The sequence below is a fragment of the Waltera acetigignens genome, assembly GCF_025567015.1.
Classification (GTDB): Bacteria; Bacillota; Clostridia; order Lachnospirales; family Lachnospiraceae; genus Acetatifactor; species Acetatifactor acetigignens.
Map to the genome: position 1 here is coordinate 26987 of NZ_JAOQJO010000004.1, position 26395 is coordinate 53381.

Genomic DNA, 26395 nt, shown 5'->3' on the forward strand with positions numbered 1-26395 from the left:
AAATTACTCCTTACTCCTTGGGTCAAGGTTTGGGGGAATAGAAGAAATTGTATCGCCCTCATTTACACCCGACAATATTTCTATATATGCACCATCAGTTGCACCCAGCATAACTTCTGTTTGAATTTGTTTTCCGTCATTTATTACGGTTACCATTCCCTTACCTTGTCTGCCCGCAATGACTGAAAGTGGTAACAAAAGCACATCTTTTCTAGTTTCGGCTGTTATGACAACGGTAGCACTTTGTCCGGGTTTTACATCAATATCTTTTCCAATTAAACATTGCAATGTGCTTTCTGCATTTTCTGATACTGGTACTACAACTGCAATCGCTTCCGTAGGTCCCACACCATCAACTACTTGAAACTTTGCTTTTAATGCTGCATTTTCCGGCAATATTTTCAAAAAATTTTCAGCTTCAATATTGAGAGCAAAACCTGTGTACTTAGCTGTTGCTAAGGGATAATTTTTGGGAACACTCTCATTAGATGAGATAATAGAAAGAATCGTTGCGTCAACTGGGGATTTTATTTCTTCTTCAGATACTTTCCCAATCACACCACCCTCAGTAATTTTGTTGCCGGCTGAGGAACAGGCTTCAAAAGTACCCTCAACAGAAGAACATAAAACAAAATCCAAAGCCGGAATAATAGTTGTGTGAGCAGATACCGTTGGAGTAAGATTACCGCGAGTAACGGATACCGTTTCAACGGATTGTACTTTTGGATTTACGTTACTGGTTTCATTTTTCTGCTCGTCAAAACAACAGGCAGATAACACAATTATTATCATACATAGCATAGGTAACGCCATAATTCGATTTTGGTATTTCACCAACATACCTCCTTGTTATTGTATATTATATTTCGTTTAAAGATAAAAGGCTTTCACCTTGATACAATAATTATATCAAAATAAAAGCCTTAATTTTGATGATTGTTCGCAAGAAAATCCTCTTTTTTGCTACGGAATTTCTTACGATTTTCCTACGAAAGTGGAAGTGTAACTATAAATTTTATACACTCGTCTTTACTATGAGCAACAATAGTCCCCTTATGTAGTTCTACAATATGTTTCGCAATCGCAAGTCCCAATCCGGCACCACCACTTGTAGTATTTCTTGATGTGTCAACTCGGTAAAACTGCTCAAATATTAGTTTTAGTTTTTCTTCTGCGATAGGATTCCCAAAATTTTCAAAAGTAATTACAATAGTGTTCTCTTGAAGTTCTGTGGTTATTGCAACTTCTGTATCTGTATAACTGTAAATTACCGCATTACGCAAGAGATTATCGAACACACGTTGTATTTTGTTTGCGTCGCAATGTAGCATAATGTCGCTTGTACTATTGAGAGTACATTTCAAATTTTTTTCCTTTAATATGGGCTTAAATTCATAGATAAGTTGTTCTAATAAACGGGTCAAATTTATGTTGCTGTATTGTAATGTTATGTTAGATAAGTTAAATCGTGTGATTTCAAAAAACTCGTTTATCAAATCTTCAAGACGTTCTGCTTTATCAAGAGAAATAGAAAGATACTTTTCTCTTAACTCCTGTGATATTTGTTGTTCATCATCATGCAGTAGTGTTAGATAGCCAATGACGGAAGAAAGCGGCGTTTTCAAATCATGTGCAAGGTACATAATCAAATCATTCTTGCGCTGTTCATTTTCCTGTGCAAGTCGCGCATTGTTTTCTGCTTCTTGCTTTAAGCGATTTATGTTGATAGCAATTTCGCTTAGTTCCGGTGAGAGTTCAATATAATCTACTGATTTATCAAATAGTTTTCCTGTTGCAGCTTGTAACTCGTAGACATAATTAACAACCTTTTTCAAAAGTTTATAAGTCAAATACAAAATGCAAACTACCCATAATATAAGCCCTACCATATAAACATAAAGTCCCCTATATATCAGGTAGTAATGTTCCACATATCTATCCAGTACCCAAGTAAGTCCCATATCTAACGAAACCGTACACACTAAGATAATTCCCGAACAAATTACACTCTGTAAGATATAACTTTTAAACAGGATTGTAAGCAGATAATTTTGTTCATTTTTATTCAATTTCATAACCTACCCCCCAAACTGTTTTGATAAATTTTGGATTTTTGGCGGGTTCATTTAATTTTTCTCTAAGCCGCCCTATATGTGCCATTACGGTGTTGTTATTATCTAAATATTTTTCTTTCCAGATATTTTCAAATAGTTCCTCAGTTGAAACAACTTTGCCTTGATGTTCACATAAATACCAAAGGATTGAAAACTCGATAGGAGTTAAAGATATTTCTTTTCCGAACAAAAAGCATTTATGCGTGTCCTTATTGATAATCAATCCTCTAATGTCATATTCACTTTTTGGAAAAAACTGCTTTTTTGTTGGATTGTTGTACTTCTGATAGCGTCTTAACTGTGTTTTCACTCTTGCAATGACTTCAAGGGGATTAAAAGGTTTTGTTATATAATCATCGGCACCTATTGTTAGCCCCATTATTTTATCGCCATCATCAATTTTAGCTGTAAGCATAATAACAGGGAAATAATAATTTTCTCTAATTTTTTGGCAAATACGGAATCCGTCTATATCAGGAAGCATAACGTCCAATATCGCCAAATCAATTTCCGTTTTCTGAATACATTCCAATGCTTCAATTCCATTGTAATATTTGTGTACTATATAATTATCGTTTTTAAGATAAACTTCAAGTAAATCTGCTATCTCTTTTTCATCATCTACAACTAAAATTTTTTCATTCATTGTCTACACTCCTTTTTATCCTTTTATCAAATGGTTTTACTGCGCTCTTGGGTATCAACCACATATAACCGATTTTTGAAACACCAGGTATTCGATTTTCTTTACAAAGTATCTGCACACGCCGTTCAGAAATACCCCATTTTTCCGCTGCTTCGGGACAAGACATATATTCCATATCGTAACCGTCCTTTCTTCAAACATTATCAATATAATTATACTCGGATAACCGAATAATAGCAAGTACATGATATGCTCTATTTCTATCCATACTATGATGTGTGTAAGCCGCCGTAATAGTCGGCAATGTCAAAGCGAATGTCGTAGCGGTCAGCGGTTTCATCAAAAATCAAAGCTCCTGTTTTCTGTGCCATGTGGTAAATCCTCCTTTTTTCGTTTACAGGCTTTCGCCCTCGTTGTAGGTGTAATAGTCCAGGTCGCCGTACTTTGGCTTTCTCGGTGCAAGCGCGCCGCTTGCCATATCGTGAGCGACAAGGGAAGTATAGTAGCTGTCAATGGTAGACGGGGCATTGAAAAGCACCGCCTTTAGGTACTGCTTGATGTTGCGGATTTTCGTGGTGTTCTCCTGCATACAGTCAAGCACAAAGCGAATATGTTCGCTGTTCAGCTTCATAAACTTTGACTTCACAAGCTCGGCGGGGTAATCGTCCCCGGCAATACGGATTTTCTTTCTTGCCGTACAGACGGTTTCAAGCATGAGGTCAACAATTTCATTCAGACGGTCGCGGTCATGGCTTCTGTCCTGTAAGAGAATGTCATAGGCGATATTGTCTTTGATAATTTCCTCATACACTCTGTAAGCGTCGTTCCTTTCCGTTCTTTTCCGTTCCGGCGGCTGTGCCGTTTCGTCCTCGCCATAAGGCAAGGGATTTAGGGAATGGATAGGAATGGAATGGGTACTTGATAAATCCGTATTTGATTTTTCTTTTTTTGGTAAGTTAGTTCTTTGTATATCTTTATTTAATTGCGTTGGATTTTCCGACGTCGGATTATCCGTTGTCGGATTTTCCAATATCGGGTTATCCGCTGTTGGATTTTCCAATACCGGGCAATCCAATTCCGGCGGCTGCGGCTGTTCGTAAATGGTGTACTCGATAGCGGTCATTTTGCCTTTCTCGTCGCGTCCCTGCCGCCTTGTGATATATCCGGCTTTTTCAAGCTCCCAAACGGCGGTACGGATAGCGTCGATACTTTCCCGGTTGATGTAGGACAGCCCCGAAAGGGTATAATCCCAATCCTCCGGCAGGGACAGCATTTGAGATAACAGCCCCTTTGCCTTTAAGGAAAGCTCCTTATTGCGTAAGTGGTGGTTGCTCATTACGGTGTAGCCTGTGTTGCGTTCCACACGGAAAACTGCCATAGCTTCATCACTCCTTTGCTTTAGATTTGTTGCGCAGTAGAACGCGGATTTTGAGGGGTAAGGTATCTTTTCCTTGCTTCCTCTGTTTTGCGTTCTGTAAGCCCGATAAATCAAGGCTTTTTTTGCCCCTACTGCGTAACATGAGGGCATAAAAATAGCGGCGTTCCTGTTCTCCCAGTGAGAGAGTGAGAAACGCCGCTGTGCGGGTCGCTATTTCATTTCTTCTGCTATCAGTTCTTGCATGACTTCTCCAAAGTCTGCCATGAAAGAAAAGATGAAGTATTCCAAAACGTCGGGGTCTGCGTCCATAGGCTCGGCTTCCTCTGAAAAAGGCAAGCCCATTAGCCCATAAAGCAGTTTGATGATTTTGAACAGCTTGCCCCGGTCGGTGGGGTTGTTCATGGTTACAAGTACGTTGGTAAGGCGGTTGATTGTTTCCATGTCGCCGCCTGTCGTTACCCATACCATTTCCGCGAACGGCTGCGTGATTGCCCCGGCGACAAGGTTTATCTTATCCTTGCCGATTTCGCCGGACGGAAGTATAATACCCTTAGTCAAAAGTTCGTTTTTCATGTCGTCCTCCTTATATTCTGTGGTGCTAAAATGGTGCCCGGTCTTACAAAAACACCTTATGCGGAGATATGACAAGAAAAATGAAGATATGCGGAAAACCTTGATTTTAAGCCATTTTCACATTGGTTTATAAACATTTGTGAGGACTTATAAAAGGTTTTGCGTCTATCAAATCAATAAAAAATTTCTGGCTACATAAAACGAGACGGCCGCAACCGTCTCATTTAAAGTCTTACTTTTAAAAAGTATCATTATTTGTATTATAGGAGCTATATTCGCAAGTGAATGAATATCTATTCAGGCTTTCAATTTGTCTCTTTCTTCAATCATTCTTTTTGCGTTTTCGAAATATTCCTTCCAATCCTTATCCGTTGCGTTTGCTAATTTACTGGGACGATAACTCCAAAATGGGATTATTTCCTTACGCGGATCCTTATCCACAAAATAACACTCAAATTTATTGGTCTTTACATAATCAACCCACGCTTTTTCTTCTTTTATATACTTCTCATGTATGTTTTTCAGTTTTGCATCCCAATTATCCAAGGCACCACCCCTGGATGTCACCGCTGCACTTGTCATATTGCCCACGGCATAAACTGATCCAAGGAACCCCATAAATGCATCTATAACGTCTTTTTCTATTTTTTCCCCTGTTTTTTCATGCCGAATTTTTGATAAGCTTTCTCGGAGTTGCTCTTCATCCTTCCCCATAGGAATCCGTTCCAATAAGACTTCCTCCAATTCTTTCCTTGATTTTTGCATTAACTCCTTCTTATTTCCCAATAAAAAGATTTTAGTCGGAGTCCACCAGCTTGTCATGATATCATTTCTCATCTTTTCATCACTCTGCTTCGGCATCAGTGAAGCATCTGCTACGCTATTTTCAACATCTCCAGGATATAATTTAGAAAACATAAGAGAATTATATAACATATTATTGTTGTCCCAATCCTTCGACAGCTTCACAAATTCGTCCAGTAATGTCCTTCTACAGTCTTTCATCTAGATCTTCTCTTTCATCGTAATCACCCTTTAGAAGTCCCCGAACCAGATATTCAGATCCACTTCCTCATTAATACCGTCCACAGCGCCTTTTTCGCTGTACTGCCAAACCTTATAGGCATACGGATAATACAGATCATCATTATAGTAAGCGAACCACTTATCATACTGTTCCAGCTGTCCCAGATCCAGCATCAGTGTTCCCATCTCCATGTTATGATAGATCATGGGCTTGTAGCCGGCGTCCTGGATGGTCTGGCAGAACAGGGCCGTCAGGCGGGTTCTCTCTTCCACGCTCAGTTCATTGGCACGGCCCTTGCCGCCGCTGACTTTTTCCACGTCGAAGACGATGGGCAGTTCGATGTTATAAGGTTTTACCTTTTCCAGTACCAGATTGGCTTCTTCCAACAGTTCCTCGTCTGTGATGGCCTGAGAGTAGAAGTAGACACCTACTTTGATTCCTGCCTGTAATGCTCCCTTGACATTCTGCTCAAAGTATTCGTCCTCCACCAGCTTACCCTCAGTGCCGTAGCCTCTGAGGCCTACACGGATGAATGCGAATTCCACACCGTCTGCGGCTACCTTGGTCCAGTCGATATTGCCCTGATGCTTGGAGACGTCGATTCCCTTGTGGGATACTACCTGACCGTCCTGCATATACTGCACTTCTCCGTCCTCGAGAATGTTCAGGTTCTCCAATACATAATCATTTTTCTGCAAATCATCACGAATGGGTACGAAATTAAAGGTTCCGTTGCTCACAACGACCAGTTCATTGGGATAGTAAGGACGCAGGGTCTCTACCATGGTAGTGCCGGAGGTCAGACCATCACGGATCCCGGAGAGGATCTTGTTCTCTTCCTCGTCCTCAGCCTGCTGCTTTGCTTCAGCGATCAGGGCATCCACTTCCTCCTGCGTATAGGTCTTCACCACTTCCTGTGTGCTCTCTTCCGTCTGGCTTCCGGCTTCCGCTGCTGCCGCCAGATCGTTGGCATTATTCTGGAACTTGCTGTCGATCCAGGAATACAGGATTCCCGCAACATACGTTACCAGTACTAACACCAACAGGCATCCGGTCATGACCAGAATGGATGCTATGGTGTTGTTTTTCTTACGCTTATTTGCTCTGCTCAGACGATCCTCGGGGATCCGTCCGTTTTCATTTTGTTTTTTCATAAGTACCCCTGCTCTCCTTTTTCATGCTGTCTCTCTATAACTATGCAGCATTGCGGTCTATAAGATTATATATAACTATTCAGAGCCGTGCAAGTTATGGCAATATGTACGTCGAATGCTTGCATTCGTAAGAACATTTGACATAATTTATACGGCGAAATAACCACATAAGCAAAAAGCAAGCTCTGAAAGAGCGGTTTTGCGAATGCGGGCTGAATAGTTCCTTCATATAATATAATCGAATTTCCGACGGAAAGGAAGAGGAAAAAATTTGTTTTATGAATTATTAATGAATTGGCCCTTATCCGGCCATCTCCCGCATTTCCCGCAATATCTTTTTCTCCAGGCGGCTGACCTGCACCTGACTGATCCCCAGGATCCCGGCGATCTCCGTCTGGGTCTTATTCTGAAAATAGCGCATACGGATCAACTCCCGGTCTCTCTCCGGAAGCTCCCCAAGCAGCTGTGCCAACAGCATCTGATCCAGCAGCCTGTCCTTCTCCACATCATTTTCCACCGCACCGCTGCTTCCCATGCTGGCTCCCACACAGCCGTGGGCCGCGGCCACCACCCGGTCCGCCAGACACAGCTCGCTGCCGTCCTCCTGCCCGCTGCTGCTATAGAGGGATTCCACCTCCGCTCCGGCCTCCATGGCCAGAATCACATCTTCTCTGTCCAGCTGTGCCTCCGCGGACAATTCTTGTAAGGTGGGCTCCCTGTGCAGTCTGCTCTGTAAACGCTGTCTTGCCAGTCTGACCTTCAGCCCATCCTCCTTGATGGTACGGGATACCTTTAACAGACCGTCATCCCGCAGAAACCGTTTGATCTCCCCGGTGATCATGGGGACGGCATAGGTGGAAAACCGTACCTCCAGCTTCAGGTCAAATTTATCGATGGCTTTCATCAGGCCGATCACGCCGATCTGGAACAGATCCTCCGGGTCATATCCTCTGCCCAGAAATCTTTTCACAATGTGATGCACCAGTCCCAGATTTTTCTCGATCAGTACTTCTCTCGCTTCTTTATCTCCGCTTTGTGACTTTCCGATGAGTACTGATACTTCTTCCATGCCTCAGTCCTCTTTTCCGATCCAGTCTCCGCAGCGCATTTTCTTCCACATATGTACTCTTGTGCCCTTGCCCGGGATGCTCTCCACTTCCAGCTCATCCATGAAGGCTTCCATAAAGGCAAATCCCATGCCGGACCGTTCCAGTTCCGGCTTCGTGGTAAATAACGGTTCCATGGCTCTGGCCACATCCTTGATGCCTTTTCCCTGATCCGATACCTCGATGGAAAGCGTATCGTTCTCAAGAATGCAGTGCAGTCTTACCTTTCCCGGATGGATAATGCTGTACGCCGGGCGCATCTCCCCATGCTTCGTATAACCGGACAGATTCTCGTATCCATGGATAATGGCATTGGTTACTGCCTCCGATACTGCGGTCTTGATATCCGCCAGTTCTTCCAGTGTGGGATTCAGATGGGTAATGAAAGCCGCCACCGCCACTCTGGCAAAGCTTTCATTACAGGAGACCGCGTCAAATACGATCTCCATCTCATTCCGGCTGCCCTGCGTTCTCTGCTGCAAAAGTTCTTTTTCTTCCGTCACCTGAATGTTTTCCCTCTCTGCTACCATCTTCTCCTCATTTCTGCGCCTATTATTGCACTGTTTTTCATATTTTTTTGAATAATTTCTTTCATTTTCGACAGAATCTTCCTTCCACCGTTTAACCCGGCAGGATCTCGACGATCTTGTGAAGCCCGGACATACGGAAGATCCGCTGGATCTGCCGGTCTGCATGGATCGCATAGACATGTCCGCCGAAGCAGGAAATCTTGCGGTACCGCCCCATGATGATCCCGATCCCGGAAGAATCCATGAACCGGGTATCCTCAAAATCAAACACTACATTTTCCACGTTTTCCCTGACCAAGAGCCTGTCCGCCCCTTCGCAGATATAGGAGGCTCTGTGGTGGTCCACTTCCTCCGGCATGCGCACCATCAGGCAGTTATCAATGATCTGAAAGTCTTCCATATTTCCTCACATTCCGCTGTTTTCCAGCATTTTTACTCAAAAGAAAAGAGAACCCGCGCTTTACTTTACGCAAGTTCTCTTTCGTGTGTTGTGTGTCATTGTCTGATGGTATGTTGTTCTTCCCTACTGTGCCGTATTCTCTGCCAGCTGGGAACGATATCTCTGGGCACTTCTGGCCGTTTCCGTATCCGGGAACAGCTCTATGATCTTGTCATAGGTGGTGATGGCATTCTGGGCATCGTCACTCTTACGGTAAGAGTTGCCCAGGCTCAGCCAGGCATCCTTGTTGGTCTCATCGTAAATGACTGCCTTGGACAGGTTCTCGATAGCCGTCGCGTAATCCTCGCTGCGGTAAGCATTGTAGCCTGTCTCATAATACTGTGCGGACAGCTGCGGCCCGATCAGGCCAAGCAACGTCTTGTACAGCTTCTGGAATGCTTCGGAAGTACTGTCCACATCCACAGATGCCGAAATGCTTTCCAGGTTAGCCGCCGTCTGGGTAATATCCTGCGTCTCCAGATATGTGGTGGCTGCCGCTAACAGGCTGTCGATGGTCTGTAGCGTACCGTCGGTTCCCACATACCCCTGCAGTTCCTGATTCAGCGTATCATTCTCTGTCTGCAGTGCCTGCATCTGGGTCTCCAGTTCCTGGATCCGGGAGGTCTTGGTGTCTAACTGATTGCCGATGTCGGTGATGGTCTTCTGGGCCTCATTGTTGGCATTGGATACCGCTGCCGGAACCACCAGAAAATACATCACGGCCAGACCAATGATCAAACCGATGGCAATATTGATCAGGGAAGAGAGACCTGCACTCTTCTGCTCCTTCACATTCAAAGGCTGAATGATGATCTCATTGTCACTCTGGTAGCGAACCGCATCATCCTTCTTCCGGCGTCCGGTCTGCTTGCTATTCTCGTCCGGAGTCAGCTGCATCTCAACTTCCTTCAGATACCGCAGGGTCAGCGTATTGTTGCGGTCGATGTCCATGCACTTACGCAGTTCTCTCTCCGCTCTGTCCCACTGTTCACTGTCCATATAAAGCAGGGCTAACAGCTGGTGTGCCCGGATGAACTTCGGGTTCAGGGACAGTACCTTTTTCAGCTGGATGATAGCCAGATCCTTGCTGTCCTGATTACAATAGACCAGTGCCTGATTGTATTTCTTGATGGTCTGGTTAATGGCATCCAGGCGGGCCGCATTGGACTGCAGCATATTGATGTAATCGTCCGCGATATTTTTCTCAGGCCGCATATTTTTGCTGATGACCCATTCGCTCAGTGCCGCAACGACCTCTCCGGTCTCAAAATACACCAGTCCCAGCAGATTTCTGGCTTCGATATTGTTCTTATTAAATTTCAGGCTCTGCCGTAAGCTGTTGATCGCACCTGTGAGATCCCGTACTCCTGCTTTCTCCAGACCGTCATTGTAGAAACGGTTGGACATACACATGATCTTCTTGTAGAGGGATACATCTGCTCCGCAGGACGTACAGAAATCGTGCTCTGACAGATGGCAGCCGCAGTTATAACAAAACATGCTCTCCCTCCTTATTTCTCTTCTTTTTCTTCGGATTCTTTTATCATTTTCACCAACAGATCCGCCGCATCGGTCAGATCCTGATTGTAGATAGCTTCCTCAGCGTCTTCCACTTCCAGACTGGGATGAAATTTCTTCAGTTCTTCTTCAAAATTGATCATGGTCCAAAGACTCCTTTATTTCCCCGACAAGATACAGGCTTCCCGCGATATAGAGCCGTTCTCCTGGCTGTCTGCCCGAGACTTCCGTCCGCAGTGCCGTATCCGCTTCCGTATACATAGTAAACCGGTCTTCCGGATAAGCTGCCAATAAACCTTTCAGTTCTTCCAGCGAAAGCGACCTCGCCGTCCGCATATGCGTAAAAGCGATCCGGTCGAATAATCCCGACGTGATCACCCTCTGTATCATATGCCTGCAATCCTTATCCGCCGCCACACCAAATAACAGTCTCCTGCCCTCCGTGCAGCCGTCCTGTTCCACGGTATCCAGAAAAGCCCGGATGCCGTCATCATTATGCGCACCATCCACGTACACCTCCGGAAGTACTTCTTCCATGCGTCCCTGCCAGAAGCAGCCAAGGATTCCCTGTCGGATCTCTTCCACAGTGGGACACCCGGATGCTGCACACATTCTGCCGTCAGGCATGTCCGTACTGCGAAACAGCACTTCCACGGCCCGCACTGCCAATGCCGCATTTTCCATCTGGTAGCGTGCAATGGTATGCAAAGTAAGACTAATATAATTATAATACTCAGAGCGCAAGGAAAAATCAATGTATTTCTTCCGAAATCCAAGGAAAGTATAGTCCTTTTTCGACACCGGTATCTGTATCGCACCAAGTTCTGACGCTTTGCGGCAAATTACCGCACTGGCATCCGCATCCCCGTCCAGATACACCACCGGAACACCGGGGCGCAGGATCCCTGCCTTTTCCGCAGCGATCTTCGCTGTGGTGTCTCCCAGATACTGTACATGATCCAGACTGATCCGCGTAATGACGGTCAGGAGCTTATTGTCCACATAATTCGTGGCATCCAGTCTGCCCCCCAGGCCGGTCTCAATGATGCAATAATCCGGCTTTTCTTCTGCAAAACAGAGTAATGCCATGCAGAATAGGTATTCATAAAAGTTGAGAACGAATTCCTGTGGCGCTTCTTCCCCTCGCTGTCCGTCCCCAGTATTAGCAGAATTGGTCTCCTGCAAAGCGTCCCATACCGCAAGAAACCCCTGTAAAAAAGCTTCCTCTGAGATTATTTCACCGTTCACGGCAAAACGCTCCCGCATATCCACCAGATGAGGTGAAGTGAATACAGCCGTGCGATAGCCTGCTTCCCGCAGGATCGAACTCATGTAGGCACAGACGGAGCCTTTTCCATTGGTGCCCGCCACATGAATGATCCGCAGATCCTTCTCCGGATTTCCGAGTTTTTTTAAAAACCATTTAAGGTCCCTGCTGTCCGCAGGATTTTTTTTAACAGTAAAGCGGGGCATATCCTTCAGATATGCCACCGCTTCTTCAAACGTTATCATGTCATTACCGAATCTCATCGTATTCCTTATGCTTTACGTTCTTTTTATTCTGTACATTTCGTTGCAGATCATGCCAGCTGTTCTAAGCGCTTTGTCACCTGTTCCATCATCTGCTCGTATTTTGCCAGCTTTTCCTTCTCCTCTGCGATCTTCGCTTCGGGAGCCTTGGACAGGAATCTCTCATTGGACAGCATTCCCCTGGAACGTGACAGCTCGCCTTCCAGTCTCTTCTGCTCCTTCTTCAGTCGCTCGATCTCCTGTGCGATGTCTACCAGCTCTGCAAACGGAATGTACAGGGTTGCACCAGGGATCACTACGGATACCGCATCCTCTGCGATTCCGGTCTTGTCAGCCTGGATCATGATCTCATTCGCATAAGCAAGGCTTGCGAAGAACAGCTTACCCTCCTCAAAAATCCTGCGGATCTCGTCATTTTCGCTGACTACATACACACTTGCCTTACGGCTGGGTGCTACGTTCATCTCAGTACGGATGTTGCGGATACCGCGAACGGCTTCCTTAATCGTTTCGATGGCCTTCTCCTCTGCGGGGAATGCACGATCCTCGCTGTACTCCGGCCACTTGCTGATCATGATGGACTCTTCTTCATTCTGAATGGTGCAGAAGATCTCCTCAGTGATGAACGGCATGTAAGGATGTAACAGCTTCAGGGCGTCGATCAGGACAGTCTTCAGCGTCCACAGTGCCGCATTCTGGCTGACTGCATCGTCGGTGCTGTACAGACGGGGTTTTACCATCTCAATGTACCAGTCACAGAATTCATCCCAGATAAAATCATATACCTTCTGTACGGCAATACCAAGCTCGAAGTGATCCATGTTGTCGGTCACATCTTTTACCAGAGTGTTTAACTTGGACAGGATCCACTTGTCTACGGGCTGTAAATCTGCTGCCGCAGGGGTGGTGATATCTTTTCCGGTCTTCTCCAGTGCCTGCTCCATGTTCATCATAATGAAGCGGGAAGCATTCCATACCTTGTTGGCGAAGTTACGGCTGTTCTCTACTCTCTCATAATAGAAACGCATATCGTTGCCAGGTGCGTTGCCGGTGATCAGAGTCAGACGCAGTGCATCGGCACCGTACTGGCTGATGATCTCCAAGGGATCGATACCATTGCCCAGAGATTTGGACATCTTCCGTCCCTGACTGTCACGTACCAGTCCGTGGAACAATACGGTCTTGAAAGGCTTCTCTCCCATCTGCTCGTATCCGGAGAAGATCATACGGATCACCCAGAAGAAGATGATATCATAACCGGTTACCAGGACATCGGTAGGATAGAAATACTTCAGATCCTCGGTCTGCTCCGGCCAGCCCAGGGTCTCAAAAGGCCACAGTGCGGAGGAGAACCAGGTATCCAGCGTATCGGGATCCTGTGTAAAGTGGGTGCAGCCGCACTTGGGACATACCTTCGGCATCTCCTTGGCTACGACTACTTCACCGCAGTCATCGCAGTAATATGCGGGAATCCTGTGTCCCCACCACAGCTGACGGCTGATACACCAGTCGCGGATGTTATCCGTCCAGTTGAAATAGTTCTTCTCCATACGCTCGGGGATCAGCTTGATCTCACCATTTTTCACTGCTTCTCTTGCAGGTTTGATCAATTCATCCATCTTAACGAACCACTGGTCTTTTACCATAGGCTCGATGGTGGTCTTACAACGGTCATGGGTACCTACGTTGTGTACATGATCTTCGATCTTTACTAACAGGCCCATCTGATCCAGTTCTTCCACGATGGCTTTTCTCGCCTCATAGCGGTCCATGCCCTCGAACTTGCCGCCGTTTTTATTGATGGTGGCATCATCGTTCAGGATATTGATCACAGGCAGATCATGACGCTTGCCCACCTCAAAGTCATTGGGGTCATGAGCGGGGGTGATCTTAACGACACCGGTACCGAACTCTCTGTCTACATAAGCATCCTCAACGATGGGAATCACACGGTTTACGATAGGAAGCAGTACCTTTCTGCCATGCAGATGGGTGTAACGCTCATCATCGGGATGAATGGCTACTGCGGTATCACCTAACATGGTCTCGGGACGGGTAGTGGCAAAGGTCAGAAACTCTGTGGTGCTGGGCGTTCCGTCCTCGTTCATCAGCGGATACTTGATGTGCCAGAAATGTCCTGCCTGCTCCTGATATTCTACCTCTGCATCGGAGATGGAGGTATTACATACGGGACACCAGTTAACGATACGGGCACCCTTGTAGATGTAGCCTTTTTCGTGCATCTTCACGAACACTTCGGTCACAGCCTTGTTGCAGCCCTCATCCATGGTGAAACGCTCTCTGTCCCAGTCGCAGGAAGAGCCCAGCTTTTTCAGCTGACTAATAATACGTCCGCCGTATTCCTTCTTCCACTCCCAGGCTCTCTCTAAGAACTTTTCACGTCCCAGATTGTGCTTGTCGATGCCTTCTTCCTTCAGCTTCTGGATGATCTTGACCTCGGTAGCGATACTTGCATGGTCGGTGCCGGGCTGCCACAGTGCATTGTAGCCCTGCATTCTCTTATAACGGATCAGGATATCCTGCATGGTGTTGTCCAATGCATGTCCCATGTGGAGCTGTCCTGTGATATTTGGGGGCGGGATCACGATAGTGAAGGGAGTCTTACTGTGATCTACCTCCGCATGGAAATACTTTTTGTCAAGCCACTTCTGATACAGTCTGTCTTCTATGCCGTTTGGGTCATAGGTTTTGGCTAATTCTTTGCTCATTGCTTCCTCCTTAAATTCTCCTGAAACTAAAGAAGCCCTCTGCTGACTCTCGTCAGCAAAGGGCGTCAGTAACGCGGTACCACCTTTGTTCACAGCTTGCGCTGCCTCGTGACTTCTTACAAAGTCCTATCCGGTAACGGGGATAACTCGTGAGAACTTACGCCCGGAATATCCGGTCTCGGCTCTCCGGCTTGGAAGCTACCTTCCACATTCCTGTCTTGAAGCAGCCTTCCAGCGCATACATGCAGCCGCTCTCTCTGGTAAGGGGAAATGTGTACTCCTCTTCGTCATTGCCTTTGATCTCATAAAAACTACTAATAAGAAATATAGTACAGGAAGCAATCCTTTGTCAAGAAAATCTTGTTTTCCTGCAGATCGTATTATCAACGTCCAAAACTGGTATGATAAAAAAAACACATTCTGGCTCTTTTAAGCAAGCCACTTTTTCTATACACTGAATCCTAACATATCCCACCGAACAAATGGGAATTATGAAAAAGAAATTAAAAGAGGAGATCATCATTATGGAAAAGAAAAAATCATACGGTGTATTGATTGCGGGAGCCATTCTCCTGATCCTGGGAATCGTCCTGGCAGTCATTACCCACAATAACAGTTATCAGGAATCCGTTGCTTATGGCAGCCAGTTAAGCGATGTCAAGGCACAGCTGGAAGAAGTAGAAGCTTCCATCGAGGCAGTCACCGGCGGCACAACAGACGGTGATCTGGATGCCCTGAATGCGCAGAAGGATGAATTGTCCGCTCAGAAGTCCACTCTGTCCGACCAGAAGCTGTCCGCAGAGCGTCCTTACTCCTACAGCCTGGTTCTGGTATTCTTCGCTATCCTGTTAACTGCCAAGGGATTGTACAATGCCATCGCAGGCGTAATTCCCGCACAGAAGGCGGATGTGAAGAAGCTGGCGCAGGCAGGTCTGTTAGCAGCTCTGTGCTATATCGGATTTGCTTTCTTCAAGATCGACATTCCCGTGGGTCCCGAGAAGACCGCATTCCATCTGGGCAATGTATTCTGCGTACTGGCAGCTCTGCTGCTGGGCGGTTACTGGGGCGGACTTGCCGGTGCCATCGGCATGACCATCGCCGATCTGACCACCGCTTATGTAACCAGTGCCCCCAAGACCTTCTTATTAAAATTGTGCATCGGTCTGATCGTAGGACTGGTTGCTCACAAGATCTTCCATCTGAGCAAAGAGCATTCCGTAAAATATGTGACCGGCGTAACGATTCTTGCTTCTGCCTGCGGTATGGCATTTAACGTGGTAGCGGATCCACTGGTTGGTTACTTCTATAAAATGTATCTGCTGGGTGTGCCTCAGGATATTTCCAAGGCTCTTGCCAAGATCAGCACCGTAACTACCGGTGTCAACGCCATCGTTGCTGTGATCTGTGCTTCCGTATTCTATCTGGCACTTCGTCCGGCACTGAAGAAAGCAGGATTATTCCATGACATCTAATTTCGATACTTCTGATAGAAATGCACAAAAAGGCGGGGATTTCGTTCCCCGCCTTGCTATGATCAACGATATTGCCGGTTTCGGACGCTGCTCCACCACCGTGTCCCTGCCCGTGATCAGCGTAATGAAGGTACAGGTATGCCCTGTGCCTACTTCTGTTTTATCGAACCATTTAGGATTTCCTCTCTGCCATTTTGATGACTATACCTCTCATATGCGAGATTATATAAAAGTGTGGGGCGAACTGGGACTTACCTTCGATGGGTTATACTGTGGATTCTTAGGAAATGAAGAGCAGATCGACATTGTACGGGAATTCGTGGAAATGTTCCGGCCGCCCCTGTTTTTGCTGGATCCGGTCATGGGAGACCACGGCAGAGCCTACTCCTCCATTACAGAGACCCATGTTCAGAAGATGAAGGAGCTGCTGCCTCTGGCGGATATTATCACGCCGAATATCACGGAGTCCTGCCTGCTGACCGGGACTCCCTGGAAGGATGGGGAATGGACGCTGCAGGAGCTGTCCGGATTATGTGAACGGCTGGCTGACATTTGTCAAACAGCTTCCATTACATCCGACGAAGCCTCCACGGGCACTACTGCCAGTGGTTCTGACGGGGGGTCCGTTGGCGCTGTCTCCAATGGCTCCGCCGGTGCATCCATCGTCATCACCGGGATCCGTCAGGGCGATTCTCTGGTAAATTTCCTGTGGGATGACGGTGTCTATACCACCGTTGCCACCCCCATCGCCGGAGCCTCCCGCCCCGGCACCGGAGACATCTTCGCCTCCATCCTCGCTGCCGATGCCGTCCGCGGGGAGACACTACTAACCTCCGTGCAGAAGGCTGCGAACTTCGTAGGACTGTGCATCGCCGGAAGCGAAAAGGCCGGAACGCCGGTGCAGGAGGGCGTGGTGTTTGAGAAGTATCTGGCGGCGCTGTTGTAAGAATATTAAAGCTCAATGATTTAGTTGACTTTTCATTTCATCTCTTTTATATTTTATATAGAAAAGGAATTGTGGTTGTTCTCAAGAATGAGATCCCGTATAGCAAATGCTTAAACGGTGTGCTGCGATTCTTTTTTTATATTATACTGGCTATCCTCCATCTGGAAAGGGGGCATTAAAATTGAGTAATTTGACACATACTGATTCTATGATGAATGAAATCAGAGAATTGTTATTAAATGCACGTCAGCGCGTGGCGGTACAGGTAAATACGGAATTGCTGTCTACCTACTGGAATGTAGGAAAGATCATTGTTGAGTATGAGCAGGAAAGCAAAGATCGGGCAGATTACGGAAAGCAGACCTTAAAGGAACTTTCTAAAGGATTGACAAAAGAATTTGGAAAGGGATTTTCTGTTTCCAATCTATACAATATGCGCCTGTTCTATATGCACCATCAAAAATTCCAGACAGTGTCTGGAAAATTGTCGTGGTCGCATTATTGTGAGCTGTTGACGATTTCGGATCCAGACAAACGCAGTTTTTATGAAAAGGAAACCATCAACTCCGGGTGGTCGATCCGAGAATTAAAGCGGCAGATTTCCACTTCTCTCTATGAACGATTATTACTGTCAGAAGGAAAGACAAACAAGGAAACGGTACTTGCCCTCGCGGAAAAAGGTATTGAAATGACTACGCCAAGCGACATTATCAAAGACCCCTATGTGTTTGAATTTTTGGGTGTGCCGGAAAACAAGCCCCTGCTGGAAAGTGATCTTGAAAAAGCACTGGTCGCGCAGATTGAAAAATTCCTGTTGGAATTAGGTCGCGGTTTCATGTTCGTCGGGACGCAGCAACGCATTACGTTGAACAATACTCACTACTATGTGGATATGGTTTTCTATAATAAAATTCTCCGGGCGTATGTGCTGATTGAATTAAAGACAACCAAGCTCACACCGGAAGCCGCCGGGCAACTTAATATGTATCTGAACTACTACGCCGCAGAAGTAAATGATGAACATGATAATCCCCCCATCGGTATTATCCTTTGTACAGACAAAGACAGTGTAGCTGCTGAATATGCTCTCGGAGGTCTGTCCAACAATATCTTTGCTTCACGTTATGTTTCTTATATTCCAAATAAGGAACAACTCATCGCACAGGTAGAAGCTGTTTTGGATGAATGGCACAAACCGGAAAAAGAATTCTAACATTACCGCCTGAGGGAATCACAACTCCACTCAGGCGGTAATACCAAGAAATATTTTATTTAAACTCCACCACAACGCTGCCCATAGCACATTCCAGCTCCATATTTTTAGAAGCGTTGTTGTTGATCTGTTTCTCCTGTGCCAGGCCGTTGTAACTGTCATCACCGACTTTCAGTTCACCCATGCCGCAGCTTAAGTCGTAGTTGAAATCTGTCTGCGTTCCTGCCAGTGTCAGTTTCAGTTCTCCCATGGAGCACTCTCCGTCCAATCGTTCGGTCACATCTCCGTTCAGATGGACGGATCCCATTCCTACTGACACCTCTGCCACGCGGCTGCTCAGTTCTTCTACTGTCATCTGACCGGCACCACAGTCTAACTCTACCTGGTCAGCCTCCAGTTTTTCAAACGTCATCTTGCCGGCACCCACATTGGCTTCCAGCGCCCCCGTCTGCAATTCCTCTACACTGAGGCTTCCGGCGCCCAGATCCAAAGAGGTATTTTCAAAATAATATCCCTCAGGCACATACAGGCAGATGGAACCGCCCAGATTACCTTCACTGTTGCTGCTTACTTTTGAGGTTCCGCGGATCTCCATCGTACCGCCTTCCACATATCCCTGGAACTTTCGCATTCCATCGGCTTCTACCCGGAAGCAGTTATCCTCTGACACCTGAATCTTCATGACACAGCCACCGGCCTGCACCTGTAGATCCGTGATGCCCTGACTGTCATCCCCCAGAACATACAGCTCTATCTTTCCCGACCTAACTTCATAATCTGAGTCATAATCCACATTGTCCTCCAGATCATAGTGCACATCGCCCATATTTTCCCGGATCTGCTCCGTCACACCGTTGCTCCAGTCATCCACCTCTTCTCCGGAGATTCTTCCCAGGGTAACCGCTGACAGGATCTCCCCCGGCGAAACATGCGTGGAGCCATTCCCCAGGCTTCCGCTCACTCCCAGGATTAGTCCCAATAATATTAATATCAACGCTGTGATGGCACAGCCCTTCATAAATTTTCTCATGCTTCTGCTTTACCTCTTTTCTGGAATAATCCTCCGATCCAACAACAGATCGCCGGTGTGGCGATTCCCGCCATGGCCACGGTCAGCATCAGGAACAGAAGTCCGACACCTCCGCAGATCAGTCCGGCACCGATCAGGCACATTCCCACAAAGGGATGCGTAAACAGACTGATGATCCCTACTGCCACCAGTGCGATCAGAAGCAGTATCAGTGCTGCTGCCGTTGCCCCGAAACCGATGATCAGTCCGAACCATGTGGCGATCAGCCCTGCCGCCACGCCGATACCGGCGGAAGCTGCTCCCAGGATCACCGGGGATGCCAAAATACACAAAATGACGATCAGCACGATCATACCGGTGGACATTCCTTCTTTTTTCCGAGAGGACACTGCTCCAGCTGCCTGTGCTTCATTTTCCTGCCCAAAGCCTGCCTCTCCGGCACCGCTCTCCGCGCCGGAATCCGCCGGATAAGTGATCACCGCACGGTTGTCCGCATTGATCTTCTGGTAAATATTCTCTCCATAACCGTTCCCGAAAATGTCCTTTTTGATGTTTTCCGCCACCTTGGCAGGATTTCCCAAAGCCTCAATAACGTTCTGTTCATTTTCCGGACCCGCATCATTAAAATATTCATTATAGTATTGTAATGCTTCCTCCCGCTCTGTAGCGGAAATATTCTGCAACAGACTTTCCAGCTGCCTCATAAACTCCGTTCTATTCATTCTACTATGTTCTCCCATCTGCGCCTGTTTACGCCTCTGACCTGTCACTTAGTTTTCCTTCAAACAATCCCGTGATCTTATCGCTGTAGCTGCGCCACTCACTTTCATATAAATGAAGCTGCGCCCAGCCTCTGCTGGTGACTTTGTAATAACGCCTCGTTCTGCCACTGCATTCCCGGTCATAGACTTCCAGACATTCGTCCTTCTGTAATCGCCGAAGCACGGGATACAGGGTGGATTCCGACAATTCGATCACCTGCCGGACCTCCTGGGTGATCTTGTACCCATAGGTTCCTTCCGGTTCCCGGGCGACCACCGCCAGCACGATAGCATCCAGCAGAGCTGCTCCTGTATTAAAAAGCATCCTATCGCTCCTCTCTGAAATTTGCGGCTATCCGCCTTTCCTTACAATATTATATGCCGTATAGTATTGCTCTGTGGCTATACTATACGGCATATAATATCATGCGTCAATATAGAGAAACCGTAAGAAATTCTAAAGACTTTCCAAAGATTCCACAATGGCTTTGCCATCATGACCGGGGATGCTCTGTTAGTTTTCCATCAGCCAGAAATATGCACTGTACGCCGGCAGAAGACTACCGCCGCCAAAGTCATGTTTCTCTCCGGTGATCAGATCCACCGCCGTGCCGCAGCCGGCATCAAAATGCGCCATGAAATCCGCTCCATCCGCATTGATAGCCACCATGACTCTCTCATGCTCCGACTTTCTTTCGAAAATGCATTGCTTATTGGTCAGCAGTACTGAACGGAAAGCACCGTAATTCAATGCTTCCGAATGCTTCTTTGCCTCTGTCAGCTTGCTGATCCAGTCACACAGACCATTCCACTCCGGCTTATCAAAGTAGGGACGCAGAGCGGGATCGCCGTCTTCCTTGCGGGCCTTGAAGCCCCATTCACTTCCGTAATAGACACAGGGAATGCCCGGCATACCGAATGCCATGGCATAGATCAGCGGCAGATGATTCTCGTTGTTCAAAATACTTGCCACACGGGTCACATCGTGGTTGTCCACAAAGGACAGCAGATGCTTGCCCTTATACAGGGTCCAGTTCTCCGGTCCGAACTGACGTAACAGGGAATGTACGATCTCGAACATATTCATACTGTTGAAACTGCTGTAAAGTCCCTTGTAGCACTCGTAGTTCGTTGCGGAATGCAGCATCTGATCGTTCATCAGACGGTTGTAGTCTCCGTGAAGCATCTCTCCCAATAAGAAGAAATCCTGTTTGTAAGCGCTGGTTACTTCCCGCAGTCTTCTGACGAAATTTTCATCCAGACTGTAAGCCACATCCAGTCGCAGACCGTCAATACCGAATTCATCGATCCATCCCTTGACACTGTCCAGCAGATAGTTCACCACATCGGGATTCTGCAGGTTCAGCTTCACCAGATCAAAGCAGCCTTCCCAGCCCTCATACCAGAGTCCGTCGTTGTAATTGGAATTGCCACCGAAGTCGATCCGGTAGAACCAGTTCACATACGGTGAATTCTCCCGGTTGCGGATCACATCCTGGAACTGGGCAAAGCCTCTGCCCACATGATTGAGCACACCGTCCAGCACGACCCGGATCCCGGCCCTGTGCAATGCGTCGCAGACCTCCTTAAAATCTTCGTTGGTTCCCAGTCTCACATCGATCTTACGATAATCTCTGGTATTGTAACCATGAGTATCCGATTCGAATACCGGGGAGAAATATACCGCGTTCACTCCCAGCTTCTGCATATGGGGGATCCAGTCCTCCACATGTTTGATCTCATGTCTCTGTACTCCGTCATTTTCAAAAGGAACTCCGCAGAATCCCATGGGATAGATCTGATAAAAAACACTTTCATACGCCCACATATTAGTCACCATACCTTTCATTGACTGATCCAGTACCGTTTTGTTTTTTTATCCACAACGGTTCTTTTGCTATTATACACCATTTTTGAACCGTCTGTCGTTTTTTCTGTGTAAAACCACAAATAATCCACAAAATCCACCGACTTATCCACATATACACATGTGTCATATGTGGTTATGTGGATTGTCATATCGGATATCAACTCGTGTATCACATTGAAAATCATCCCTTTTGCCACAACCAGGCATCCCAGAAGCGCTCCACCTTTTTGGCTACCGTATCCACGGTCACAGGCTGCACCTGTTCCCACTCTCTGGGGAATAATCTCCGGTAGGAATACTGCTGAAACCGATCATCCAGCAGAACAATGATACCCACATCCTCCGCCGTCCGGATCACGCGGCCTGCCGCCTGCAATACTTTATTCATTCCCGGATAGCGGTAGGAATAATCGAAGCCGTTCTCTCCGTCCTCATCAAAATAGCCCTTGAGGATCTCCCGCTCACAGCCTACCTGGGGCAGTCCGGTTCCTACTACAATGACTCCGATCAGACTGTCCTTCTTCAGATCGATGCCCTCTCCGAAGATTCCCCCTAGCACGCAGAAGCCGATCAGCGTCTGCTCCTCTTCCTCCTCGATCTCCATACCGATGAGACTTTGCAGGTCACATTCCTCATTGCCCCGGAAGCGATTCAGGAAGTATTCACGCTCTTCCTCATTCATGGATTCCTGTTGGACGAGACATTCTTCTTCCTCTGTCATAAAATACTGTTCATAGATCTCGTAAATATGATTCATAAAGGAATAGGACGGGAAAAATATCATGTAATTGCCGTGCCGGTTCTTCACCACTTCGTGAATGTAACGGGCAATATTGTAGTATTCTTCCTGGGATCTTCTGCTGAACTTGCTAGTCACATCCCCGGCGATCAGTATGGTACGCTTCTCGGGATCAAACACCGAGTGGGCATACACCTCGTAATCCTCCTTCTCACCGCCCAGCAGGTTCTTGTAATACTGGATGGGCAGGAAGGTAGCGGAAAAAAGGATCGTACTGCGTCCTCTGAGCATGCATTCCTTCAGGTTTTCTCTGGGATTCACGCAGAACAGCTTCAGTTCAAAGCTGCCATCCTCACACAATCTGGTATATTTCACATAGTTTTCATCTTGTCTCTCGTAAATATCCAGAAAATGACTGAGCTTGAAATAGAAGTCCAGCAGATTCTCCCGTACTTCCAGGCTGACCTTCTCCTGCTCCTCCAGATAATCACTGATCACAGCGTGCAGTCTGGTCAAGGGCTGCACCAGCATGTCAATATCATCCACCAGCCGGTACCCGTCACAGTCCCGCTTCATGGACAGCAGCTGTGCGTTACACTTCTCCAGCAGCTGGCTGATCCGTTCCGCATAGCCTTCCCGCACAAAGGTACTCTTTCCGTCAGACTTTTTCCCTTTGTGTCCCCTTACATAGAGGGAATCGGTACCGTCTGTTTCCTCCAGGGTAATCTCCTGTGGCAGTTGTTTTGACATGCCTGTCATTTCTAATGTCATCTGCCCGGAAATCCCGTCTTTATCACGCTTTTTCTGGGCTGCTTCTTCCATTTCCGACGTGATTGTCTGTTTGATCTCCCGCTTGAGTTCCAACAGATTTTCCTTCCGTAGCGGTGCACTGTACATCTCCCGGCCCCGCTCTAAGAGGTTATGTGCCTCATCGATCAGAAATACATAATTCCCCTGACTGCCGTCCCCGAAAAATCTCTTCAGATACACATGGGGATCAAAGAGGTAATTATAATCTCCGATAATTCCATCTGCAAACAGACTTAAATCCAGTCCGAATTCAAAAGGGCATACCCGATATTTCAGGGCATATTCTTCTATTTTGCTTCTGGTAAAGCTCTCTTCGTGGGTCAGAAGATCATAGATAGCCTCATTGACACGGTCAAAATGCCCCTTTGCATAAGGGCACTGCTCCGGATTGCACTCCGTATGACCCTGAAAACAGATCTTCTCCTTGGCTGTCAGGATAATGCTCTTAAAGCGCAGTCCCTTCTGCCTGAGCAAAGAAAAGGTGTCCTCCGCCACCGTCCGGGTGATGGTCTTGGCGGTAAGATAGAACAGCTTGTCTCCCATATCCTTTCCCATGGCCTTTACCGTGGGAAAGATCGTGGATATGGTCTTACCGACTCCCGTAGGAGCTTCAATAAATAATTTTCTCTTATGATAAATGGTCTGGTACACATAGCTGACCAGCTCTTTCTGTCCATCCCGATAGTCGAAGGGAAACTGCAGCTCAGCAATGGACTGCTGCCGCAATTCTCTCCACTGCCAGGTATAGTCCGCCCATTTGCGGTAATCACTGATCAGCTGCTGGAACCAGGCTTCCAGTCTGACGAATTCATAATCTTCATAAAAATAGCGGATATCTTCCGTCTCTATATTGCAATAGGTCAGCCGCACCCGGATATAGGGCAGCTCCTTTTGCAGGCTGTACATATAGGCGTAGCATTTCGCCTGGGCAATATGTAAAGGCAAGGGTGCCTTCAGCTTCGACAGATCTCTATAGGTTCCCTTGATCTCATCGATGGTGGTCTCTCCATTCTGCTCGATGATGCCGTCGGCCCGCCCTTCCACGATGATGACATAGTCCTCCGTGGGATGGGTGTATTTTAATGCCACTTCTGCCTGATACTCCGCACCCATACGGCGCTGGATCATACGGTGGATCCGGCTGCCCTCCTGCATGGCATTCTCCGGGGATCCCTGCCTCCTGTCGTCGATGTCGCCACTGCGCAGGATGAACTCTACAAGATTACGTACCGATATTCTGACTTCTCCTGCCATGTGACTTCACCTCCCTCAAACAAGTCCCTACGATACCCAGATGCCTACGGCTTGTTCCGTGCTGCGCACTCTCACAAGCCTCCCCACTATTCGCATATCGTTGGGGTGGGGCTAAAGGTCTTTCATCCACTTATGAGCAAGCTCAAGTGGATTTAGACCTTTGTCCCCTGGCATCATATAATAAAACTACCCAGGTAAATAGTACTCTATCTTACCTGGGTAGTCAAATGACATTCTGTTGTTGAGAAATACTGACCTGTCAGTGCATTAACATGCAATCGCACACTGCTTCAGCATCTCTTCGAATTTATCATTGTAGCCGTCATAGGACACGGTCAACGGCTTCGTGAAATCCAATCCGTACACTCCAAGGAATGATTTGGCATCGATTACGTATCTGTTATAGCATATATCAATATCAAAATCACACTTTGAAGCTACATCAACAAAATGTTTCACGTCTTCAGGTGTCAAACGGATCGTCTTTAACATTTCTTGTTCCTTCCTTTCAATAGTAAGTTCGATCGTAAATAAAATAATACACCGGGTACTTTCCCCTCACATCTGAAATCATTACTATTATAGCCAACCATCCCCAAATGTAAAGCGGTTTTTTTCTTCCAGAAAACGCACATTTTGGGCATTTTTACCACTCTGTTATCATTTTCACAATATATGTTCGCCGTATGGAAAACCTTTTCGGCGTTTTGTATATTTGTTGCGTTACCGCGGTAAAATATAAATCCCAATTTGGCGAAATCTACCGAAATTCCACCATATATTCTTGGAACCTCAGCGGAAGCATATTTCGTTGCAGATCCCTGTTTTCACGTTCTTTTATGGCTATTGTATGACAGAAGGAACGGAAAAGTTCCCGGTAGTGCTGTTCCGCAGCGGACAGTTTCTCCGTCTCAGATCTTACTTTCTCCCAGGCATCCTTCCCTTGCAGCGTATACCAGGGCTTTCCCGCCGGATGTATTCCGAACAGATACCGACCTGCATCGAACACCAGAAAGTCTTCCATGGGAAAGCGGTCTGCAAAATGCACCATCAGAAAGGTCAGAATATTATTCTTCGGCGCGATCTTCGAATAGAGGATTGTATTCTCCAATTCTTCAAACCGCGTAAATCCTTTCAGATGGTGATACTCATTTCCGGCGCCTCTGGCCAGGCTGAAGGTCTGGTTTACATACGTGTCTGCCATGGCATCCAGCAGATGTCCCGGCGGACACTTCTCGGAAAGCCCCTTTGCAATGGTACGGTATACCGCCTGGGCCTTTTCCGGCTTCGGGGATGAAAGAGCCAGACACAGGCTCTCATAATCTTCCTCCCCAAATCTGCGTTTCAATGTCCGGATCACCTTCACCGTCTTCTCCGGATCCGGCACCACCTCCACAGACTCAGAGAACAACAGATTCTCCGCGATGGTCGTGACCATGGTGTCCCGAACGGGAGAATGATCTTCATAAGTATTATAAATGGCAGTGAATATCCCTTCTAACGAATCCTCGCAATGATATATTTTCATATAATAAGTTTCACCTCCCGCTGTTTCT

At 46.8% G+C, this 26395-nt stretch carries 25 protein-coding genes; 3 read left to right on the plus strand and 22 right to left on the minus strand.

Annotated elements, in window-relative coordinates; all coding sequences use genetic code 11:
• Positions 1 to 3: 3 nt before the first annotated feature.
• The 15 genes from OCV96_RS05745 to OCV96_RS05815 all read right to left on the minus strand — a co-directional run bounded on the left by OCV96_RS05745 (position 4) and on the right by OCV96_RS05815 (position 14744).
• A complete protein-coding gene (locus OCV96_RS05745; protein ID WP_005422947.1) occupies positions 4 to 840 on the minus strand; it encodes an efflux RND transporter periplasmic adaptor subunit in 837 nt (278 codons plus the stop codon).
• Between the two features lie 146 nt (positions 841 to 986).
• Complete coding sequence (locus OCV96_RS05750; protein ID WP_005422949.1) at positions 987 to 2075, minus strand: sensor histidine kinase; 1089 nt, start codon at positions 2073 to 2075, stop codon at positions 987 to 989.
• Positions 2062 to 2760 (minus strand): VanR-ABDEGLN family response regulator transcription factor, encoded by a 699-nt coding sequence (gene vanR / locus OCV96_RS05755; protein ID WP_005422951.1) that lies wholly within the window; start codon positions 2758 to 2760, stop codon positions 2062 to 2064. Before vanR ends, OCV96_RS05750 begins: the two co-directional genes overlap by 14 nt.
• Positions 2753 to 2935: a helix-turn-helix domain-containing protein gene (locus OCV96_RS05760; RefSeq protein WP_005422953.1), complete on the minus strand. Its 183-nt coding sequence runs from the start codon at positions 2933 to 2935 to the stop codon at positions 2753 to 2755. The genes vanR and OCV96_RS05760 overlap by 8 nt, the downstream gene beginning before the upstream one ends.
• 219 nt (positions 2936 to 3154) lie before the next feature.
• The gene (locus OCV96_RS05765; protein WP_262593776.1) at positions 3155 to 4138 is read right to left on the minus strand and encodes a DUF6017 domain-containing protein; all 984 of its coding nucleotides are present in this window, start codon (positions 4136 to 4138) and stop codon (positions 3155 to 3157) included.
• 210 nt (positions 4139 to 4348) lie between these two features.
• The gene (locus tag OCV96_RS05770) at positions 4349 to 4711 is read right to left on the minus strand and encodes a hypothetical protein (protein ID WP_005422970.1); all 363 of its coding nucleotides are present in this window, start codon (positions 4709 to 4711) and stop codon (positions 4349 to 4351) included.
• A gap of 297 nt (positions 4712 to 5008) precedes the next feature.
• Positions 5009 to 5716 (minus strand): hypothetical protein, encoded by a 708-nt coding sequence (locus tag OCV96_RS05775; RefSeq protein ID WP_262593778.1) that lies wholly within the window; start codon positions 5714 to 5716, stop codon positions 5009 to 5011.
• A 30-nt stretch (positions 5717 to 5746) separates the two neighbouring features.
• Positions 5747 to 6892, minus strand: a complete 1146-nt coding sequence (locus OCV96_RS05780) for a glycoside hydrolase family 25 protein (protein ID WP_022313045.1) — start codon at positions 6890 to 6892, stop codon at positions 5747 to 5749.
• 301 nt (positions 6893 to 7193) lie between these two features.
• Positions 7194 to 7961: a SigB/SigF/SigG family RNA polymerase sigma factor gene (locus OCV96_RS05785; protein WP_227064233.1), complete on the minus strand. Its 768-nt coding sequence runs from the start codon at positions 7959 to 7961 to the stop codon at positions 7194 to 7196.
• A gap of 3 nt (positions 7962 to 7964) precedes the next feature.
• Positions 7965 to 8447 (minus strand): ATP-binding protein, encoded by a 483-nt coding sequence (locus tag OCV96_RS05790; protein WP_262593884.1) that lies wholly within the window; start codon positions 8445 to 8447, stop codon positions 7965 to 7967.
• Between the two features lie 172 nt (positions 8448 to 8619).
• Positions 8620 to 8928 (minus strand): STAS domain-containing protein, encoded by a 309-nt coding sequence (locus OCV96_RS05795; RefSeq protein WP_022313048.1) that lies wholly within the window; start codon positions 8926 to 8928, stop codon positions 8620 to 8622.
• A gap of 123 nt (positions 8929 to 9051) precedes the next feature.
• On the minus strand, positions 9052 to 10467 hold the full coding sequence (locus OCV96_RS05800; protein WP_022313049.1) for a tetratricopeptide repeat protein: 1416 nt from the start codon (positions 10465 to 10467) through the stop codon (positions 9052 to 9054).
• Positions 10468 to 10478: 11 nt separating this feature from the next.
• Positions 10479 to 10628, minus strand: coding sequence for a hypothetical protein (locus OCV96_RS05805; protein WP_022313050.1), 150 nt, complete (start codon positions 10626 to 10628; stop codon positions 10479 to 10481).
• Positions 10615 to 12015 (minus strand): bifunctional folylpolyglutamate synthase/dihydrofolate synthase, encoded by a 1401-nt coding sequence (locus tag OCV96_RS05810; RefSeq protein ID WP_262593781.1) that lies wholly within the window; start codon positions 12013 to 12015, stop codon positions 10615 to 10617. Before OCV96_RS05810 ends, OCV96_RS05805 begins: the two co-directional genes overlap by 14 nt.
• Before the next feature lie 50 nt (positions 12016 to 12065).
• Positions 12066 to 14744: a valine--tRNA ligase gene (locus tag OCV96_RS05815; RefSeq protein ID WP_262593782.1), complete on the minus strand. Its 2679-nt coding sequence runs from the start codon at positions 14742 to 14744 to the stop codon at positions 12066 to 12068.
• An 887-nt stretch (positions 14745 to 15631) separates the two neighbouring features.
• On the opposite strand from OCV96_RS05815, the gene OCV96_RS19600 reads away from it, so the two are divergent.
• The 3 genes from OCV96_RS19600 (at position 15632) to OCV96_RS05830 (ending at position 18375) form a co-directional block, all read left to right on the plus strand.
• Positions 15632 to 16216 carry an ECF transporter S component gene (locus tag OCV96_RS19600; protein WP_227064249.1) on the plus strand — a complete coding sequence of 195 codons (585 nt, stop codon included), beginning with the start codon at positions 15632 to 15634 and terminating at the stop codon, positions 16214 to 16216.
• Entirely contained in the window at positions 16206 to 17162 is a 957-nt protein-coding gene (locus tag OCV96_RS05825) for a bifunctional hydroxymethylpyrimidine kinase/phosphomethylpyrimidine kinase (protein WP_118730589.1), read from the plus strand. The genes OCV96_RS19600 and OCV96_RS05825 overlap by 11 nt, the downstream gene beginning before the upstream one ends.
• Before the next feature lie 208 nt (positions 17163 to 17370).
• Complete coding sequence (locus OCV96_RS05830) at positions 17371 to 18375, plus strand: PDDEXK nuclease domain-containing protein (RefSeq protein ID WP_262593887.1); 1005 nt, start codon at positions 17371 to 17373, stop codon at positions 18373 to 18375.
• 55 nt (positions 18376 to 18430) lie between these two features.
• On the opposite strand, the gene OCV96_RS05835 is transcribed toward OCV96_RS05830, so the two are convergent.
• The 7 genes from OCV96_RS05835 to OCV96_RS05865 all read right to left on the minus strand — a co-directional run bounded on the left by OCV96_RS05835 (position 18431) and on the right by OCV96_RS05865 (position 26367).
• Positions 18431 to 19405: a DUF4097 family beta strand repeat-containing protein gene (locus tag OCV96_RS05835; RefSeq protein ID WP_262593783.1), complete on the minus strand. Its 975-nt coding sequence runs from the start codon at positions 19403 to 19405 to the stop codon at positions 18431 to 18433.
• Entirely contained in the window at positions 19402 to 20127 is a 726-nt protein-coding gene (locus tag OCV96_RS05840; protein WP_262593786.1) for a DUF1700 domain-containing protein, read from the minus strand. The genes OCV96_RS05835 and OCV96_RS05840 overlap by 4 nt, the downstream gene beginning before the upstream one ends.
• 28 nt (positions 20128 to 20155) lie before the next feature.
• Positions 20156 to 20491 carry a PadR family transcriptional regulator gene (locus tag OCV96_RS05845; protein ID WP_117464831.1) on the minus strand — a complete coding sequence of 112 codons (336 nt, stop codon included), beginning with the start codon at positions 20489 to 20491 and terminating at the stop codon, positions 20156 to 20158.
• 189 nt (positions 20492 to 20680) lie between these two features.
• On the minus strand, positions 20681 to 21994 hold the full coding sequence (locus OCV96_RS05850) for an alpha-amylase family glycosyl hydrolase (protein WP_262593888.1): 1314 nt from the start codon (positions 21992 to 21994) through the stop codon (positions 20681 to 20683).
• Positions 21995 to 22217: 223 nt separating this feature from the next.
• Complete coding sequence (locus OCV96_RS05855; protein WP_242993322.1) at positions 22218 to 24839, minus strand: ATP-dependent DNA helicase; 2622 nt, start codon at positions 24837 to 24839, stop codon at positions 22218 to 22220.
• 267 nt (positions 24840 to 25106) lie between these two features.
• Positions 25107 to 25331 (minus strand): HPr family phosphocarrier protein, encoded by a 225-nt coding sequence (locus tag OCV96_RS05860; protein WP_022312539.1) that lies wholly within the window; start codon positions 25329 to 25331, stop codon positions 25107 to 25109.
• 268 nt (positions 25332 to 25599) lie between these two features.
• Complete coding sequence (locus OCV96_RS05865) at positions 25600 to 26367, minus strand: TIGR03915 family putative DNA repair protein (RefSeq protein WP_262593789.1); 768 nt, start codon at positions 26365 to 26367, stop codon at positions 25600 to 25602.
• Between the last annotated feature and the right edge of the window lie 28 nt (positions 26368 to 26395).